The sequence below is a fragment of the Niveispirillum sp. FG156 genome, assembly GCF_057809555.1.
The window spans coordinates 94,447-108,850 of the sequence record NZ_JBMDKE010000015.1; the positions used below are offsets into that span (position 1 = coordinate 94,447).

The following is a 14,404-nucleotide window of genomic DNA, read 5'->3' on the forward strand; positions in this document are numbered from 1 at the left end:
CCCCTTGTTGGCGGGGTTGCATCATTCCTACCGCATGGTCTTGGGTAAGACAAGAGTTGTATCTTATATAAGAGTTGGAATAGATACTCGTCCAGCCCGATTATGGGGCGCCGCGACGCCCGCCACACGGAAGAAGGAAGACCGGAGATGCCGATGTCCCACCCGCTGCTGCGCCAGCAATGCCTCATCAATGGCGTCTGGCAGGATGCCATGGATGGCGCCACAATCGCTGTTTCCAATCCATCAACAGGTGATGTGCTGGGATCAATACCGCGTGGTGGCCGGGCAGAGACGAAGACCGCCATCGACGCCGCCCACCGTGCCTTTCAGGACTGGCGGACCTGGACGGCGGCGGACCGCGCCAATCTGATGATGAAGCTGCATGATGCCATTCTGGCCAACAAGGCCGAGCTGGGCCGTCTGCTGACCCTGGAAATGGGCAAACCGCTGGCCGAGGCCGTGGGCGAGGTGACATTGGGTGCCGCCTATATCCGCTGGTTCGCGGAGGAGGCGCGGCGCGTTTACGGCGATGTCATTCCGTCCCCCTGGAAGAACCGCCGTCTGCTGGCGGTGCGTGAACCGGTGGGGGTGGTGGGGGCGATCACGCCCTGGAACTTCCCCAACAGCATGATCGCGCGCAAGCTGGGGGCGGCCCTGGCGGCGGGCTGCACCATGGTGGTGAAGCCCGCGACCCAGACGCCCTATTCCGCCCTGGCCATCGGGGTGCTTGCCGAGCAGGTGGGGTTCCCGCCTGGCGTGCTGAATATCGTCACCGGCTCGGCGGCGGAGATCGCGGCGGAAATGTGCGAGAATCCGCTGCTGCGCAAAATAACCTTCACCGGCTCCACTTCGGTGGGCAAGGCGCTGGCGGCCAAGGCCATGGCGCATATGAAGCGGGTTTCCATGGAACTGGGTGGCAATGCGCCCTTCATCGTGTTCGATGATGCCGATCTGGAATCCGCAGTGGCTGGCGCCATGCTGGCCAAGTTCCGCAATACTGGCCAGACCTGCGTCTGCGCCAATCGTATCCTTGTGCAGTCCGGCATCCATGATGCCTTTGTGGAACGGATGGCAGCGGCTGTGTCGGCCATGAAGGTCGGTGACGGGCTTCAGGATGGGGTGGTGCAGGGTCCATTGATCGACATGGGGGGCGTTCGCAAGATCGAGGAACATATCGCCGACGCCGTCGCCAAGGGCGGACGCGTGGTGACGGGTGGGGCGCGGCATGCCCTGGGTGGCAGCTTCTTCCAGCCGACCTTGATCGCCGGTGCGACATCCGACATGGCAGTCGCGCGCGATGAAACCTTCGCCCCGCTGGCCCCCATCTTCCGGTTTGAGACGGAGGCCGATGCCTTGCGCATGGCAAACGACACCGAATACGGGCTGGCTTCCTACGTCTATACCAGGGATCTGGGCCGGGCATTCAGGATGATGGAGGGGTTGGATTACGGTCTGGTCGGCATCAATGAAGGGCTGATCACCACCGAGGTCGCGCCATTTGGCGGCCACAAGGAATCAGGTGTCGGCGTGGAGGGTTCGCGCCATGGCATCGATGATTACACCACGCTGAAATATGCCTGCATCGGTGGGTTGGGATAAACTGTCCACGGCGGAGCGGGCTGCGACACCGTCCGCTCCGCCACCGGTCCCAAAACCCTTGATGAAATGCGTCAGAACTGTTTTATCTTATATAAGTCTTATCCCGTTGCAAAGGATGCCTCCGCCTCATGGACGCCCCCGGTTACCGTCCCCTTTATCGACAAGTGTACGACATCATTGTCAACAAGGTGGCGGAAGGTGTCTGGCGGCCGGGCGAAGCCATTCCCAGCGAACATGCGCTGGCCCGCGAGTTGGGGGTCAGTCAGGGCACGATGCGCAAGGTGCTGGATGCGCTGACGGCGGAAAAACTGCTGGTCCGGCATCAGGGCAAGGGTACCTTCATTGCGGAAAATACCCAGGAACGGTCTTTGTTCCGGTTCTTCCGCATGGTGCGGCCCGGCGGTGAACGCGTCACCCCCACCATGGGGGAGCAGAGCGTGCGCGTGCGCGCCGCCCGCGTGGCCGACCAGCAGAAGCTGGATCTGGCCAAGGGCGCCAAGGTTGTGGAGATCAACCGCGTCCGGCTGGTCGATGGCAAACCAACGATCCGGGAAAGCATCATCCTGCCCTCGGCCCTGTTCCCGAAGATCGAGGACCGGATGCCGCTGCCCAACACGCTCTATTCGCTCTACCAAACCGATTTCGGCATCAATATCGTCTCCGCCAATGAGGAACTGCGTGCGGACCTGTCGACGCCCGACGACCAGCGCCTGCTGAACGCACCCGTCGGCGCGTCGATCCTGTGCATCGACCGCGTAGCCCTGTCACTACAGGACCGTCGCGTTGAATGGCGCCTCAGCCGCGTCTACGCCCGCGACCTCACTTATTCGGTGACGTTGAGCTGACCTGCGCCCGATTTTGAACGCCGCTATCTGCACGTCGATCCATTCGGCTTTTGCGTAGCGCGGATTAGGCGTCAGCCGTAATCCGCGGAAACCCGCTCTCCGGTTTGGCTCCGCGGATTACGCTTCGCTAATCCGCGCTACGCCCGATAAACCCCCGCCAGTGCTGTGAACTCGGCCACCTGCGCTTCCACCCATGCCTCGTCGCGGCCCAGTTCGGCGGCCAACACCTGTGCGACTGCGGGTGCGGCGGCAACAGCGGCTTGGGCGTTGAGCAGCAGGGCGCGTGTGCGGCGGGACAGGACGTCTTCCACCGTGCGGGCCATCAAGTGGCGGGCGGCGTAGGCGGCCTCGCCCAGCGCATAGGGCAGGTCGGGATGCATGGGGGCGTCCCAGCCCGGCTGCTCGGCCAGGACCGCGCGGACCTTGGGGGCATCGGCACCATAGGCGGCCAGCGGGTCGCCGGCGGCGCTGTCGCGCGGCGCCCAGCCGTGCAGGCGGAGATCCTTCGTGGAACAGGGGCTGGGGACGAGGTCGCCGGCCTTTGCGGCGGCGTCGACCGTCTGTTCGGCCATCTCGCGATAGGTGGTCCATTTGCCGCCGGTGATGGTGACAAGGCCGCTGTCCGAGACCATCAGCACATGGTCGCGCGGCACCGCCGACGTGCCCGAGGCGCCCTTGACCTTCACCAGGGGGCGGATGCCGGTAAAGACCGACAGCACGTCTGACCGGGCCGGGGCCCGCGTCAGATATTCCGCCGCATGGTCCAGCAGGAACTGGATTTCCGCCTCCTGCGCGCGCGGCTCCAGGCTGGCCGTCGGGATCGGCGTGTCGGTGGTGCCAATCACGGTACGGCCCAGCCAGGGCAGCACGAACAGCACGCGGCCATCGGCGGTCTTGGGGATCAGGATGGCGTCATCACTGGCCAGGAAACCGGGGTCCAGCACGATATGGATACCCTGGCTCAGCGACAGACCCTCGGCCAGATCGGGCCGGTCCATGTGCCGGATGTCATCCATGAAAATACCGGCGGCATTCACCACGGCCTTGGCCTGGATGGCGTAGTCGGTACCCGTCTCCATATCCTTGGCCGTCACGCCTGCGATGCGTCCGCCGGCCTTCAGCAGGCCCGTGACGCGGACATAGTTCAGCAGGGTGGCGCCATGGTCGGCGGCGCTGGCGGCGATGGTGATGGCTAGGCGGCTGTCGTCGAACTGCCCGTCGTAATAATGGATGCCACCCACCAGACCGTCGGTCTTCACGGTCGGCAGCCGCCGCATGACCTCCTTGCGTGACAGCAGGCGCGAGGGCCCCAGGCCCAGTTTGCCTGCCAGCAGGTCATAGGCGAACAGGCCCGCGCCATAGAAGACCATGTCCCACCAGCGATAGCAGGGCACGACAAAGCCCTGCCGCCGTGTCACCTGCGGCGCGTTGGCCAGCAGCCGGCCACGTTCATGCAGGGCGTGGCGGACCAGGGGGATGTTGCCCTGCGCCAGATAGCGCACCCCGCCATGCACCAGCTTTGTGGCGCGCGACGAAGTGCCCTTGGCGAAATCATGCCCTTCCAGCAGAAGCGTACGGTACCCGCGTGCGGCGGCGTCCAGCGCCGTGCCCAGGCCCGTGGCCCCGCCGCCAATGATGACAAGGTCCCAGACGCCGCCAGCGGCCAGGGCAGCGATCCCGCTTGCCCGGTTCAATCCCATGTTCATGCCGCCCATCCGCGTGATTTCTCTACGGCCTTTGTCCATTGCGTATAAAGCTGCTCGCGCTCCGCCGGTTTCATCCCAGGCTCGAACCGGCTTGCCAGTTTCCAGGTGGCGCGGATTTCGTCGCGGTCCTGCCACAGGCCCGTGGCCAGCCCGGCCAGATAGGCCGCCCCCAGGGCCGTCGTCTCCGACACGCGCGGCACCTCCACCGGCACACCCAGAAGGTCGGCCTGGAACTGCATCAGGAAGCTGTTGCCCACGGCCCCGCCATCGGCGCGCAGTTCGGTAAGTGCGATGCCCGTCTGCGCCTCGATGGCGCGGGTGACGTCGCGGGTCTGATAGGCCATGGCCTCCAGGGCCGCCCGCGCCAGATGCGCCCGGCCCGTGCCGCGCGTCAGCCCGGCAATCAGGCCTCTCGCATACGGGTCCCAATGCGGCGCACCCAGGCCCGTCAGGGCCGGCACGAAATAGACCCCGTCATTCTGCGGGATGGAGCGGGCCAACTCCTCCGTCTCCGAAGCCGCCGCAATCAGGCCCAGCCCGTCACGCAGCCATTGCACGGCGGCGCCCGTGACAAAGATCGCCCCCTCCAGCGCATATTCCAGCGGCTGATCCCCGATGCGCCAGGCCACGGTCGACAGCAGCGGGCCAGGGTTACGCAACGTACTGGAACCCGTATGCATCAGCAGGAAGGACCCGGTGCCATAAGTGTTCTTGGCCAATCCCGGCCCATGGCAGGCCTGACCGAACAGGGCCGCCTGCTGATCCCCCGCCACGCCCGCGATGGGAATGCCGCCGGCGCCTAAGAATCCGTCGGGTGTGGTATGGCCCAGCACAGCCGATGATGACCGCACCTCCGGCAGGCCGCGCGCCGGTACATCCATCAGGGCCAGAAGCTCGCTATCCCAATCGCCGGCATGGATATTGTAGAGCTGCGTGCGCGCCGCGTTCGACGGGTCGGTGACATGGGCGGCCCCGCCCGTCAGGTTCCAGATCAGCCAACTGTCGATGGTGCCGAACAGGATGTCGCCCTTCTCCGCCCCTGCCCGCAGGCCGGGGACGTTCTCCAGCAGCCAGCGCAGCTTGGTGCCGGAAAAGTACGGGTCGATGACCAGACCGGTCCTGGCACGGATCATCTCCGTCACGCCTGTGCGCGACCGCAGATCGTCACAGAAGGCCGCGGTGCGGCGGTCCTGCCAGACGATGGCGCGATGCGCCGGCTCGCCCGTATGCCGGTTCCAGGCTAGCACCGTCTCGCGCTGGTTGGTGATGCCGATCCCGCGAAGGTCCCGCGCCGACAGTCCGGCAGAAGACAGCGCCCTACCCGCCGTATCCAGCGTTACCCGCCAGATCTCCGCCGCATCATGCTCCACCCATCCCGCCTGCGGATAGAACTGCGTGAACTCCGTATAGGCGCGGCCAACAATATGCGTTTCGCGGTCAAAGATGATGACGGTCGTTCCCGTCGTCCCCTGGTCAATGGCCAGGATATGGTCGGTCATGGTCGTTCCTCCCCTTTGCCTGTCCCTTATACGCTCAACTTACCGTCTCTTCCCGCAAGGTCTTACGTGCCATCCAGAACAAGGTGGAGGCCAGAAAGCCGAACAGGGTAAAGATCACCAGCGACCAGCGCACGCCCTCCGCCTTGCCCAGACCCATCGGCCCGCTCAACAGATCCGACACGGCGCCCACGCCGAGCGGCCCCAGTCCCAACCCTACGAGATTGATGATCAACAGCAGTACTGCCGTGGCGGTCGCCCGCGTCTGTGGCCGCACCAACCCCTGCACCGCCGCATAGCCCGGCCCGTACCAGAGCGTGTTCAACACGGGCGGGAAGGCCAGCATGATCAGGGCCAGCGTCGTATCCTCCACCGTCAGACCGACCATATAGAAAGGGATGCCCAGGGCCGTCGATACGGCGGGAATGGACATATAGGCGCGCAGGTCCTTGGCCCCATGCTTGTCCGCCAGATATCCGCCCAGCCAGGTGCCCACGGCACCGGTCAGGCCCAGGATAAGACCCAGGGCCACGCCCAGAAACCCCGCCACGCCCAGCCCGAAACCATCGGCCATGTCGGTCAGGCTTTCGGAATGATTGCGAAAGAAGAAGGGAGCCAGAAAGGAAGCGGCGCCATAACCGATGAAGGCCTTGATGGCGGCCCCGAAGGCGATCAGCCAGAAGGCGCGCTTGCCCTTCAGCTCTACCAGCGCCTCGCGCAGGCTGGGTGCCGATGCCCGCCGGGCGGCAAGGTCGGCGGCCAGCATTTGCCGGCGCGGTTCACGCAATGTCAGGGCGGCGACAATCGCCATCAGGATGCCCGGCGCGCCGGCCACCAGAAAGGCCGTGCGCCAGCCCCAGGCATCGCCGATCAATCCGCCCAGCACCATGCCGAACAGCCCGCCCAGCGGCGTACCCAGCGAATAGAAGGCCAGGGCCGACGCGCGGCGTTCACGCGGCGTATAATCGCTGATCAGGGAATGGGCGGGTGGGGTGCATCCGGCCTCTCCCACCCCGACACCGACCCGGCACAGCACCAGCTGTACGAAATTCTGCGCAAAACCGCAGAGCATGGTGAAACCGCTCCACGTTCCCACCGCCGCTGCGATGATCAGGGGGCGGTTGCCGCGTTCCGCGACGCGCGCAATCGGAATACCCAGGAACGTGTAGAACAAGGCAAAGGCCAGACCCGTCATCACGCCCAGCTGCCAGTCAGCCAGATGCAGTTCCTGCCGGATGGGTTCGGCCAGGATGGCGACGATCTGCCGGTCCAGGAAATTCAGGATGTAGATGATGAGCAGCACCCAAAGCGCGTAGCGTCGGTACCCGTCACTGACGGGCGGGGGCCCGGCCTGTTGGCTCTGCTGCACGTTTCTGCCTCCCGATGATTTTTATTTGTATCGTTCAGAATTCAGCCGATCAGTTCGATCCAGCCCAGCACGAACAGGGCGATAAAGGCCGTCTCCGCCACAACCATGGCAATGGCGGCGCGCCCCACCTCCATGATGTCCTTGGCCGATGTCTTCATGCCCAGTGCCGCGACGGAAATCAGCAGCAGCCAGCGCGACAGTTCCGTTAGGGCCGAGGTGACCGGTGCGGGCACCCAGCCCATGCCATTCAGGAAAGCCAGCACCACGAACCCGATCAGAAAGCCGGGCAGGGGGGTTACCTTGGCCTCGCCATCATCGGCGGTGCGGCGGCGGGCCGCCAGCAGGGTGATGGCAACGACGACGGGCAGCAGCATGGCCACCCGCATCAGCTTGACCACCGTCGCCGTATCGCCGGCCTGGGGTGACTGGCTGTACCCGGCCCCCACCACCTGCGCCACGTCATGGATGGAGCCACCGAAGAACCGGCCTGCCTGTACAGCATCCAACCCCAGCCAGCCGCCGATGGCCGGATAGGCCAGCATGGCCATGGTCGACAGGCTGGTGATGCAGGCGATGATGACGACGGTATCGCGCTCGCTATCCCGGCGGGGCCAGGCGGCGGCAATGGCCATGGCGGCGGAGGCGCCGCAGATGCCCACGGCCCCGCCCGACAGCACGCCGAACCGGCCACCAACCCCCGTCAGCTTTGACAGGACCCAGCCGAACCCGATGGTCAGCGGCACCGCGCAGGCCACCATGGCCGCTGTGGACCAGCCCAGGTCGCCGACCTGCGCAAATGTGATGCGCAGTCCCAGCAGCGCCACGGAAATCCGCAGCAAGGTGCGGGCCGACAAAGCAATGCCGGGGGCATAGCGCGGTTCGCCCGGCAGAGTGTTCAGCGCCATGCCTAGCAGCAGGGCGAAGACCATCGACGGGGCGTTGTAATGGTCGGACAGGTATGTTGCCGCCAGGGCCACGACGATGGTGGCGATCAGACCGGGCAGGACGCCGCGCGCCCATTCCAGACGGTTGCCGGGGGCAGGGGCGGCGGCCACGCTCATGTCCCCAGTTCCTCCAGCACCGCACGCGCCGTCACCTCACTGACGCGGGCATTGCTCTCATCCGTGACGCCGGCGATATGGGGGGTGAGGATCAGGTTGGGCACATCCTTGAACACAGCACCTGACGCCGCCGTCACCGGCTCGGTCGCGAACACATCCAATGCCGCCCCGCCCAGCTTTCCGGCCATCAGCGCGGCGCACAGGGCCGCTTCGTCCACCACGCCGCCGCGCGCGGCATTGATCAGGATCGCATCCTTCTTCATGCGCGCCAGGGCGGCGCTGTCGATAATGTTGGTGGTAGACGGGGTCAGGGGCACATGCAGGCTGACCACATCGGCGGTGGTCAGCAGGGTTTCCAGCGATTGCCGTTCCACCTGCACCCAGGCCGGATGCTTTTCCGGCAAGTGCGGATCATAGGCGGCGACGGAAAAGCCCAAGGCGCGGGCCTTCTGCGCCGTCAGCCGGGCGATGGCGCCATAGCCGACCAAACCCAGCCGCTTGCCCGCCGCTTCCCGTCCCATCAGGTCGGTGCGCGGCCATTCGCCCGCCGCCACGCGGGCAGAGGCGAACCAGGACCGGCGCAGCAGCATCAGCGCCGCCGTAATCACATATTCGGCCACAGCCAGATCATTCGCCCCCGTCGCGGGCCGCACAATGATATTGCGGGCGGCACAGGCTGCCATGTCGATATTGTCCAGCCCGACGCCCAGCCGCCCCACGACCTTCAGCTTCGGCGCCTGATCCAGCAGGGCTTGATGCACCTGCGTACGGTTCCGCACCACCAGGGCACGGGCATTGACCAGTGCGGCGGCCAGTCTTTCGGGTTGATCCACCAGCTTGGGATCATACAGGACGTCATGGCCCGCCAGGACATTGGCGATGGCATCCTCGTCCATGAATTCGGTAATGACGATGTCGGGCATGGTTTGCCTCTCGATATGGTGTTCGGGCGGGGTACTCCCTCACCCTCCCAAGCCTTCCGGCTTGGGCCCCTCCCTCTCCCGCCAGGCGGGCGAGGGGCGAAATTGACCCCCTCGCCCACGAAGGTGGGAGAGGGAGGGGCCCATTGACGCCAGTCAATGGGAGGGTGAGGGTTACCCCATCAGCCCCAAAATCTCCGCATGCAGCGCCGCCGGGATGGTCACCCCGTCTGCCGCCGCCTTCTGCCGCAGTGCCAGCCGCCGGTCGCCCGGCAGACGGGCCGGGGCCTCACCGGCCACCGTCAGCAGCAGATGCGCCATATGGTCGGCATAACCGTCACCGCCGAAGCGTGCGGGGTCCAGCACGATCAGCAACTGTCCCAAATCGGGCGGGCCGCCATCACCATCGAAGAAGCCGCTGGCATTCCAGCCGAAATTGCCGCCGACCAGCGCCGCGCAGATGACCTCGATCATCAGCGCCAGTGCCGCCCCTTTGGCCCCGCCGATGGGCAGCAGCGATCCGCCCAGGGCTGCCTTGGCATCATTGGTCGGGTTGCCATCGGCATCCATTGCCCAGCCTTCGGGAATGGGTTTGCCGGCCTTGCTCGCCGCCATGATCTTGCCGCGCGCCGCCACCGACAGGGCCATGTCGATGACCAGCGGGGCGCGTCCCGGCATAGGCGCTGCGAAGGCGATGGGGTTGGTGCCCATCAGCGACCGCCGTCCGCCGGGCAGGGCCATGGCCGCCGGTGTATTGGCAAACGCGAAGGCCACCAGACCCTGTTCGGCCAGCCGTTCGACATGCCGCCCGGCCTGTCCGAAATGGTGGGAACGGTGGATGGCGGCTGCCGCGACACCAGTCCGTGCCACCAGCGGCAACAGCCGTTCAATGGCCAGATCGACGGCGGGATAGGCGAAGCCATGGCCCGCATCAATGCGGACCCCGGCCTCCCCCGCCGTGACGGCCACCGGCACGACATTGCCATCCACCTTCCCGACCCGCGCATGCAGCGTGTAGGAGGGGACGCGGGACATTCCGTGACCGGCCTGCCCATCCACCTCCGCCGCCACCAGCGCGGATGCCGTTGCCGCCGCGTTGGCCGGGGCGACGCCGGCCTTGACCAGCGCCCCCATTGCCAGATGGTGTGCTTCTTCCAGGCTGAGCGTGACCGTGCTCATGCCGACCGGTACAGCTTGGTCATCACGAACTCCTTATGCCCCAGGGCTTCCGCCGCTGTCAGGCGACCGTTGGAGGTTCGGGCGATCATGTCGATCAAGGCGTCGCCCGCCTGATCGATGGTCATATCACGGCGCACAATGCCGGACACGTCCACGTCCACATGCTCGCTCATCAACCGCACGGTACGCGGGTTGCCGGTGATCTTGATGACCGGCATGATCGGGTTGCCGATCACATTGCCCTGGCCCGTGGGGAAGCAATGAACGACATAGCCGGCGGCGGCCTGCAGGGTGCAGCATTCGGCGGCGGCGGAAGAGGTGTCCATGAAGTACAGACCCGGCCCCTTGGCCGGCGCTTCCGCGGGTTCCAGCACGTCGATATAGCTGGTCTTCTTGCCGATCTTTTCGAGATTGCCCAGGGCCTTTTCCTCGATCGTCGTCAGGCCGCCGGCAATATTGCCCTTGGTCGGCTGGCTGTCGGACAGGTCGGAGGTCTTGTGCGCCTCGATCACGTCATCCTGATAGGATTGCCAGGTCTTCATGAACTTGGCGGCTACTTCCGGGCTGGCGGCGCGGGCGGCGGCCAGATGTTCGGCCCCCGTCAGTTCTGACGTCTCGCCGAAGCAGCCATAAAGGCCCAGCTCCACCATCTTGTCATACATGTTGCCGACGGTGGGGCAGGAGGCCAGACCCGTGGTCGTGTCGCTCTCCCCGCACTTGGCCGCCACCCATACCTCTGACAGCGGGCATTCGGTGCGGACCCGTTCAGAGGCCCATTGCGAGAATTCCTTGGCCTTGCGGGAAGCAGCGGCGACGGTGGCGATGTCACCATTGCCTTCGATCCAGAAGCCGGCGACCGGCTTGCCCGTGGCGGCGATGCCGTCCACCACCTTCTGGGTCCAGCCCTCCTCAATCCCGATCACGACACAGGCGGCCACGTTGGGATTGGCGCCGGTGCCGATGATGGTGCGGAAATGCAGGTCCAGGTCGGCGCCGAACTGCAACCTTCCATAGGAGTGGGGCAGGGCGATGGTGCCCTGGATATGGGCGGCCACCGCCTCGCACGCCGCGTTGGAAATATCGTCCAGCGGTAGGATGGCGACATGGTTGCGAACACCGACGCGGCCATTCTCGCGACGATAGCCCCAGATCTTCAGATCAGCATAATTCATGATCCGGGTTCCCTTACCAGCGCTTGGTTTTCAGATTATGGGTATGGACATGGGCGCCCTTGGTGATGGGCTGCACCACCTTGCCGATATCCTCGCCATACTTGATGACGGTTTCGCCGACCGCGAAATCGCGCAGTGCCACCTTGTGGCCGATCTGCACGTCCTGGTTCACGGTCGTGCGGAACTCGCTGTTATCCTCGGTCACGACGCACAGCATGTTGGTGCCGGCCTGCAACCCCTCCACAACGACGACGCCGACATTGTCGCGCCGGTCATGGACCAGAAGATGTGGTGCGCCCACTTGGAGCCTCCCCTTGTTCGTTGGCGGTGTTCGTTTGAACTGTGAAGTCTTATATAAGACACATAAGCCCACAACGTTTGGCGCTTGGCAAGATGGGTTTTTGATGATTTTCAGGAATGGCGGTATTCCGCCGATTTTCGCATTGACTTTGCCCCGAAAAGCGCCCCATCTGTCATTGGTCTTATATAAGAGCTGGTGACATGACGAACCCGCCATCCGACCCGAAACGCCCCTTGCGCAGCGCCCGCTGGTTCGCGTCCCCCGACATGCGCGGCTTCGCCCACCGGCAGCGGACGCAGCAGATGGGGCTGCGGCGGGAAGAGTTCATGGACCGCCCGGTGATCGCCATCGTGAACACCTGGAGCGAGATGAGCCCCTGCCACATCCATTTGCGCGATGTGGCCGACGCCGTGAAGCGCGGGGTGCTGCGGGCCGGCGGCTATCCGGTGGAACTGCCGGCGCTCAGCGTGGGGGAGGTGATGGTGAAGCCCACCACCATGCTCTACCGCAACTTCCTGGCCATGGAGGTGGAGGAGCTTTTGCGCTCCCACCCCATTGACGGGGCCGTGCTGCTGGGCGGGTGCGACAAGTCCACGCCGGGGCTTTTGATGGGGGCGATCAGTGCCGGGCTGCCGGCCATCTATTGCCCTGCCGGCCCGATGGCCAATGGGCAATGGCGCGGTACAAAGACGGGGGCGGGTACCCATACCAAGAAATATTGGGATGAGCTGCGGGCCGGAAACATCACGCCGACGGATTGGCTGGACCTGGAATCGCGGATGACGCGGTCCATCGGCACCTGCAACACCATGGGTACGGCATCGACCATGACGGGCATCGCCGACGCCATGGGCATGATGCTGCCGGGCGCATCCTCCATCCCTGCGGTCGATAGCGGCCATCGCCGCATGGCGTCCCTCTGCGGTGAACGGATCGTGGCGATGGTGGCCGACGATCTGACGCCACAGAAGATATTGACCCGAGATGCCTTCCTGAATGGTGTTACCGCCTATATGGCGCTGGGCGGATCGACCAACGCCGCCGTGCACATGATGGCCATGGCGGGCCGCGCCGGGGTGGCGCTGTCGCTGGATGATCTGTCCGACGCCGCCAAACGCATCCCCGTCTGCGCCAATCTGTTCCCGTCGGGCAATGCCCTGATGGAGGATTTCTTCTTCGCGGGCGGCATGCGGGCGCTGCTGTGGAAGCTGCGGGACCACCTGTCGCTGGATTGCCTGACGGTCACGGGCCGGACCCTGGGGCAGGAGATTGCGGAAGCCGAATGCTATGATGACGATGTTATCCGCGACGCGTCCAACCCCGTGGTGCCCCTGGAACGCGGGGCCACCCTGGCGCTGCTGCGCGGCAATCTCTGCCCCGATGGGGCGGTGATGAAATCATCGGCTGCCGATCCCCGCCTGCTGCGCCATACGGGTAAGGCTATCGTGTTCGACAGCAATGCCCAGATGCTGGCCGCCATTGATGATCCGGCCCTGGATGTCGATGCCGACAGCGTCATCATCCTGCGCCATGGCGGACCGGTGGGTGCGCCCGGCATGCCGGAATGGGGCAATCTGCCCATCCCGAAGAAGCTGCTGGCCCAGGGCGTGCGCGACATGGTGCGCATTTCCGATGCCCGCATGTCGGGCACCCATTACGGTGCCTGCATCGTGCATGCGGCACCGGAGGCGGCGGTGGGTGGCCCTCTGGCGCTGGTCCGGACGGGAGACCTGATCCGGCTGGATGCCGTGGCCGGCACGCTCGACATGCTGGTGGATGAAGACGAACTGGCCCGCCGCCGTGCGGCCTGGACGCCGCCCGCCAATCTCTATGAACGCTCCTACGCGGCTTTGTATAAGGCGCATGTGACCCAGGCGCCGCAGGGCTGCGACTTCGATTTCCTGGCCGGTACCGCCAAGGTTCCGGAACCGCCGATCTATTGAGGAACCCGATGCACGAACCCCTGAACCCGCTAAAGCGGCAAATGGCCGATACGTCCCGCCTGCTGACGGGCACCTGGCTGATGTCCGGCGCGCCCAGCACGGCGGAGGCGATGGGCCATTGCGGCTTCGACTTCCTGGTCGTGGATATGGAGCATGTGCCCATTGAGATGCCGGACCTCGCCAACCTGTTGCGCGCCATCGAATGCACACCGGCGCAGGCCATCGTGCGGCTGGCCTGGAATGATCAGGTGCTGGTGAAGCGGGTGATGGATGCCGGTGCCCGCACCGTCATGCTGCCCTTTGTGGAGAATGCAGACGAAGCGCGGGCCGCCGTCTCCTACACCCGCTATCCGCCCGATGGCGTGCGCGGGGTGGCGGCGGTGCATCGCGGGTCACGCTATGGCCGCGTGCCCGACTATCTGAAGCGCGCCAATGACGAGGTTGCGGTCATCGTGCAGCTGGAAACGCCGGGGGCTGTCTCGCGCGTGGCGGAAATCGCCGCCGTGCCCGGTGTCGATGCCCTGTTCCTGGGGCCGGGCGACCTGTCCGCCGCCATGGGCATGATCGGGCAGGTGGGGCACGAGGCGGTGCAGGCCAAGATCGCGGAAGCCGCAACCCTGGCCAAACAGGCGGGCAAGCCGATCGGCATTGTCGGGCCCAATCCGGAGATGGTGGGGCGCTTCGTCACCTACGGCTACAGCTTCGCCGCCGTAGCGTCGGACATTGCCATGATGACGGGCCGCGCCGTTGAATGGCAGGCGGCGCTGTGCGGACAGGCACCGACGGCCCCGGTCATCACAGGTCCCTACTGAC

Annotated in this window: 12 protein-coding genes; 4 read left to right on the forward strand and 8 right to left on the reverse strand. The window is 65.4% G+C overall.

Features of this window, described 5'->3' with window-relative positions:
- The first annotated feature begins 153 nt into the window (after positions 1-153).
- Entirely contained in the window at positions 154-1,599 is a 1,446-nt protein-coding gene (locus ACODSP_RS11520) for an NAD-dependent succinate-semialdehyde dehydrogenase (RefSeq protein ID WP_488965763.1), read from the forward strand.
- 128 nt (positions 1,600-1,727) lie between these two features.
- A complete protein-coding gene (locus ACODSP_RS11525) occupies positions 1,728-2,444 on the forward strand; it encodes a GntR family transcriptional regulator (protein WP_488965740.1) in 717 nt (238 codons plus the stop codon).
- Between the two features lie 137 nt (positions 2,445-2,581).
- Here the strand turns inward: ACODSP_RS11525 and ACODSP_RS11530 are convergent, their stop codons facing one another.
- From ACODSP_RS11530 to ACODSP_RS11565, 8 genes are all read right to left on the reverse strand, one after another.
- On the reverse strand, positions 2,582-4,150 hold the full coding sequence (locus tag ACODSP_RS11530; RefSeq protein WP_488965741.1) for a glycerol-3-phosphate dehydrogenase/oxidase: 1,569 nt from the start codon (positions 4,148-4,150) through the stop codon (positions 2,582-2,584).
- Complete coding sequence (glpK, locus tag ACODSP_RS11535; RefSeq protein ID WP_488965742.1) at positions 4,147-5,649, reverse strand: glycerol kinase GlpK; 1,503 nt, start codon at positions 5,647-5,649, stop codon at positions 4,147-4,149. Before glpK ends, ACODSP_RS11530 begins: the two co-directional genes overlap by 4 nt.
- A gap of 34 nt (positions 5,650-5,683) precedes the next feature.
- Positions 5,684-7,015 carry a spinster family MFS transporter gene (locus tag ACODSP_RS11540; protein WP_054166169.1) on the reverse strand — a complete coding sequence of 444 codons (1,332 nt, stop codon included), beginning with the start codon at positions 7,013-7,015 and terminating at the stop codon, positions 5,684-5,686.
- A gap of 41 nt (positions 7,016-7,056) precedes the next feature.
- Entirely contained in the window at positions 7,057-8,076 is a 1,020-nt protein-coding gene (locus tag ACODSP_RS11545; RefSeq protein WP_488965743.1) for a YeiH family protein, read from the reverse strand.
- Complete coding sequence (locus ACODSP_RS11550; RefSeq protein ID WP_488965744.1) at positions 8,073-8,999, reverse strand: hydroxyacid dehydrogenase; 927 nt, start codon at positions 8,997-8,999, stop codon at positions 8,073-8,075. Before ACODSP_RS11550 ends, ACODSP_RS11545 begins: the two co-directional genes overlap by 4 nt.
- A gap of 171 nt (positions 9,000-9,170) precedes the next feature.
- Positions 9,171-10,175, reverse strand: a complete 1,005-nt coding sequence (locus ACODSP_RS11555; RefSeq protein ID WP_488965745.1) for an Ldh family oxidoreductase — start codon at positions 10,173-10,175, stop codon at positions 9,171-9,173.
- Positions 10,172-11,347, reverse strand: coding sequence for a UxaA family hydrolase (locus ACODSP_RS11560; RefSeq protein ID WP_054166165.1), 1,176 nt, complete (start codon positions 11,345-11,347; stop codon positions 10,172-10,174). Before ACODSP_RS11560 ends, ACODSP_RS11555 begins: the two co-directional genes overlap by 4 nt.
- A 13-nt stretch (positions 11,348-11,360) precedes the next feature.
- Entirely contained in the window at positions 11,361-11,648 is a 288-nt protein-coding gene (locus ACODSP_RS11565) for a UxaA family hydrolase (protein WP_488965746.1), read from the reverse strand.
- Between the two features lie 200 nt (positions 11,649-11,848).
- Between ACODSP_RS11565 and araD the strand changes: the two genes are divergently transcribed.
- Complete coding sequence (araD, locus tag ACODSP_RS11570; RefSeq protein WP_488965747.1) at positions 11,849-13,591, forward strand: L-arabinonate dehydratase; 1,743 nt, start codon at positions 11,849-11,851, stop codon at positions 13,589-13,591.
- Positions 13,592-13,599: 8 nt separating this feature from the next.
- Positions 13,600-14,403 (forward strand): HpcH/HpaI aldolase family protein, encoded by an 804-nt coding sequence (locus tag ACODSP_RS11575; protein ID WP_488965748.1) that lies wholly within the window; start codon positions 13,600-13,602, stop codon positions 14,401-14,403.
- Position 14,404: the final 1 nt, after the last annotated feature.

Bases quoted from the DNA above. Each gene is read 5' to 3' on its own strand.
- glpK (WP_488965742.1), bottom strand. From the start codon at position 5,649: ATGACCGACCATATCCTGGCCATTGACCAGGGGACGACGGGAACGACC.
- ACODSP_RS11530 (WP_488965741.1), bottom strand. From the start codon at position 4,150: ATGAACATGGGATTGAACCGGGCAAGCGGGATCGCTGCCCTGGCCGCT.
- ACODSP_RS11575 (WP_488965748.1), top strand. From the start codon at position 13,600: ATGCACGAACCCCTGAACCCGCTAAAGCGGCAAATGGCCGATACGTCC.
- ACODSP_RS11520 (WP_488965763.1), top strand. From the start codon at position 154: ATGTCCCACCCGCTGCTGCGCCAGCAATGCCTCATCAATGGCGTCTGG.
- ACODSP_RS11545 (WP_488965743.1), bottom strand. From the start codon at position 8,076: ATGAGCGTGGCCGCCGCCCCTGCCCCCGGCAACCGTCTGGAATGGGCG.
- araD (WP_488965747.1), top strand. From the start codon at position 11,849: ATGACGAACCCGCCATCCGACCCGAAACGCCCCTTGCGCAGCGCCCGC.
- ACODSP_RS11525 (WP_488965740.1), top strand. From the start codon at position 1,728: ATGGACGCCCCCGGTTACCGTCCCCTTTATCGACAAGTGTACGACATC.
- ACODSP_RS11560 (WP_054166165.1), bottom strand. From the start codon at position 11,347: ATGAATTATGCTGATCTGAAGATCTGGGGCTATCGTCGCGAGAATGGC.
- ACODSP_RS11555 (WP_488965745.1), bottom strand. From the start codon at position 10,175: ATGAGCACGGTCACGCTCAGCCTGGAAGAAGCACACCATCTGGCAATG.
- ACODSP_RS11550 (WP_488965744.1), bottom strand. From the start codon at position 8,999: ATGCCCGACATCGTCATTACCGAATTCATGGACGAGGATGCCATCGCC.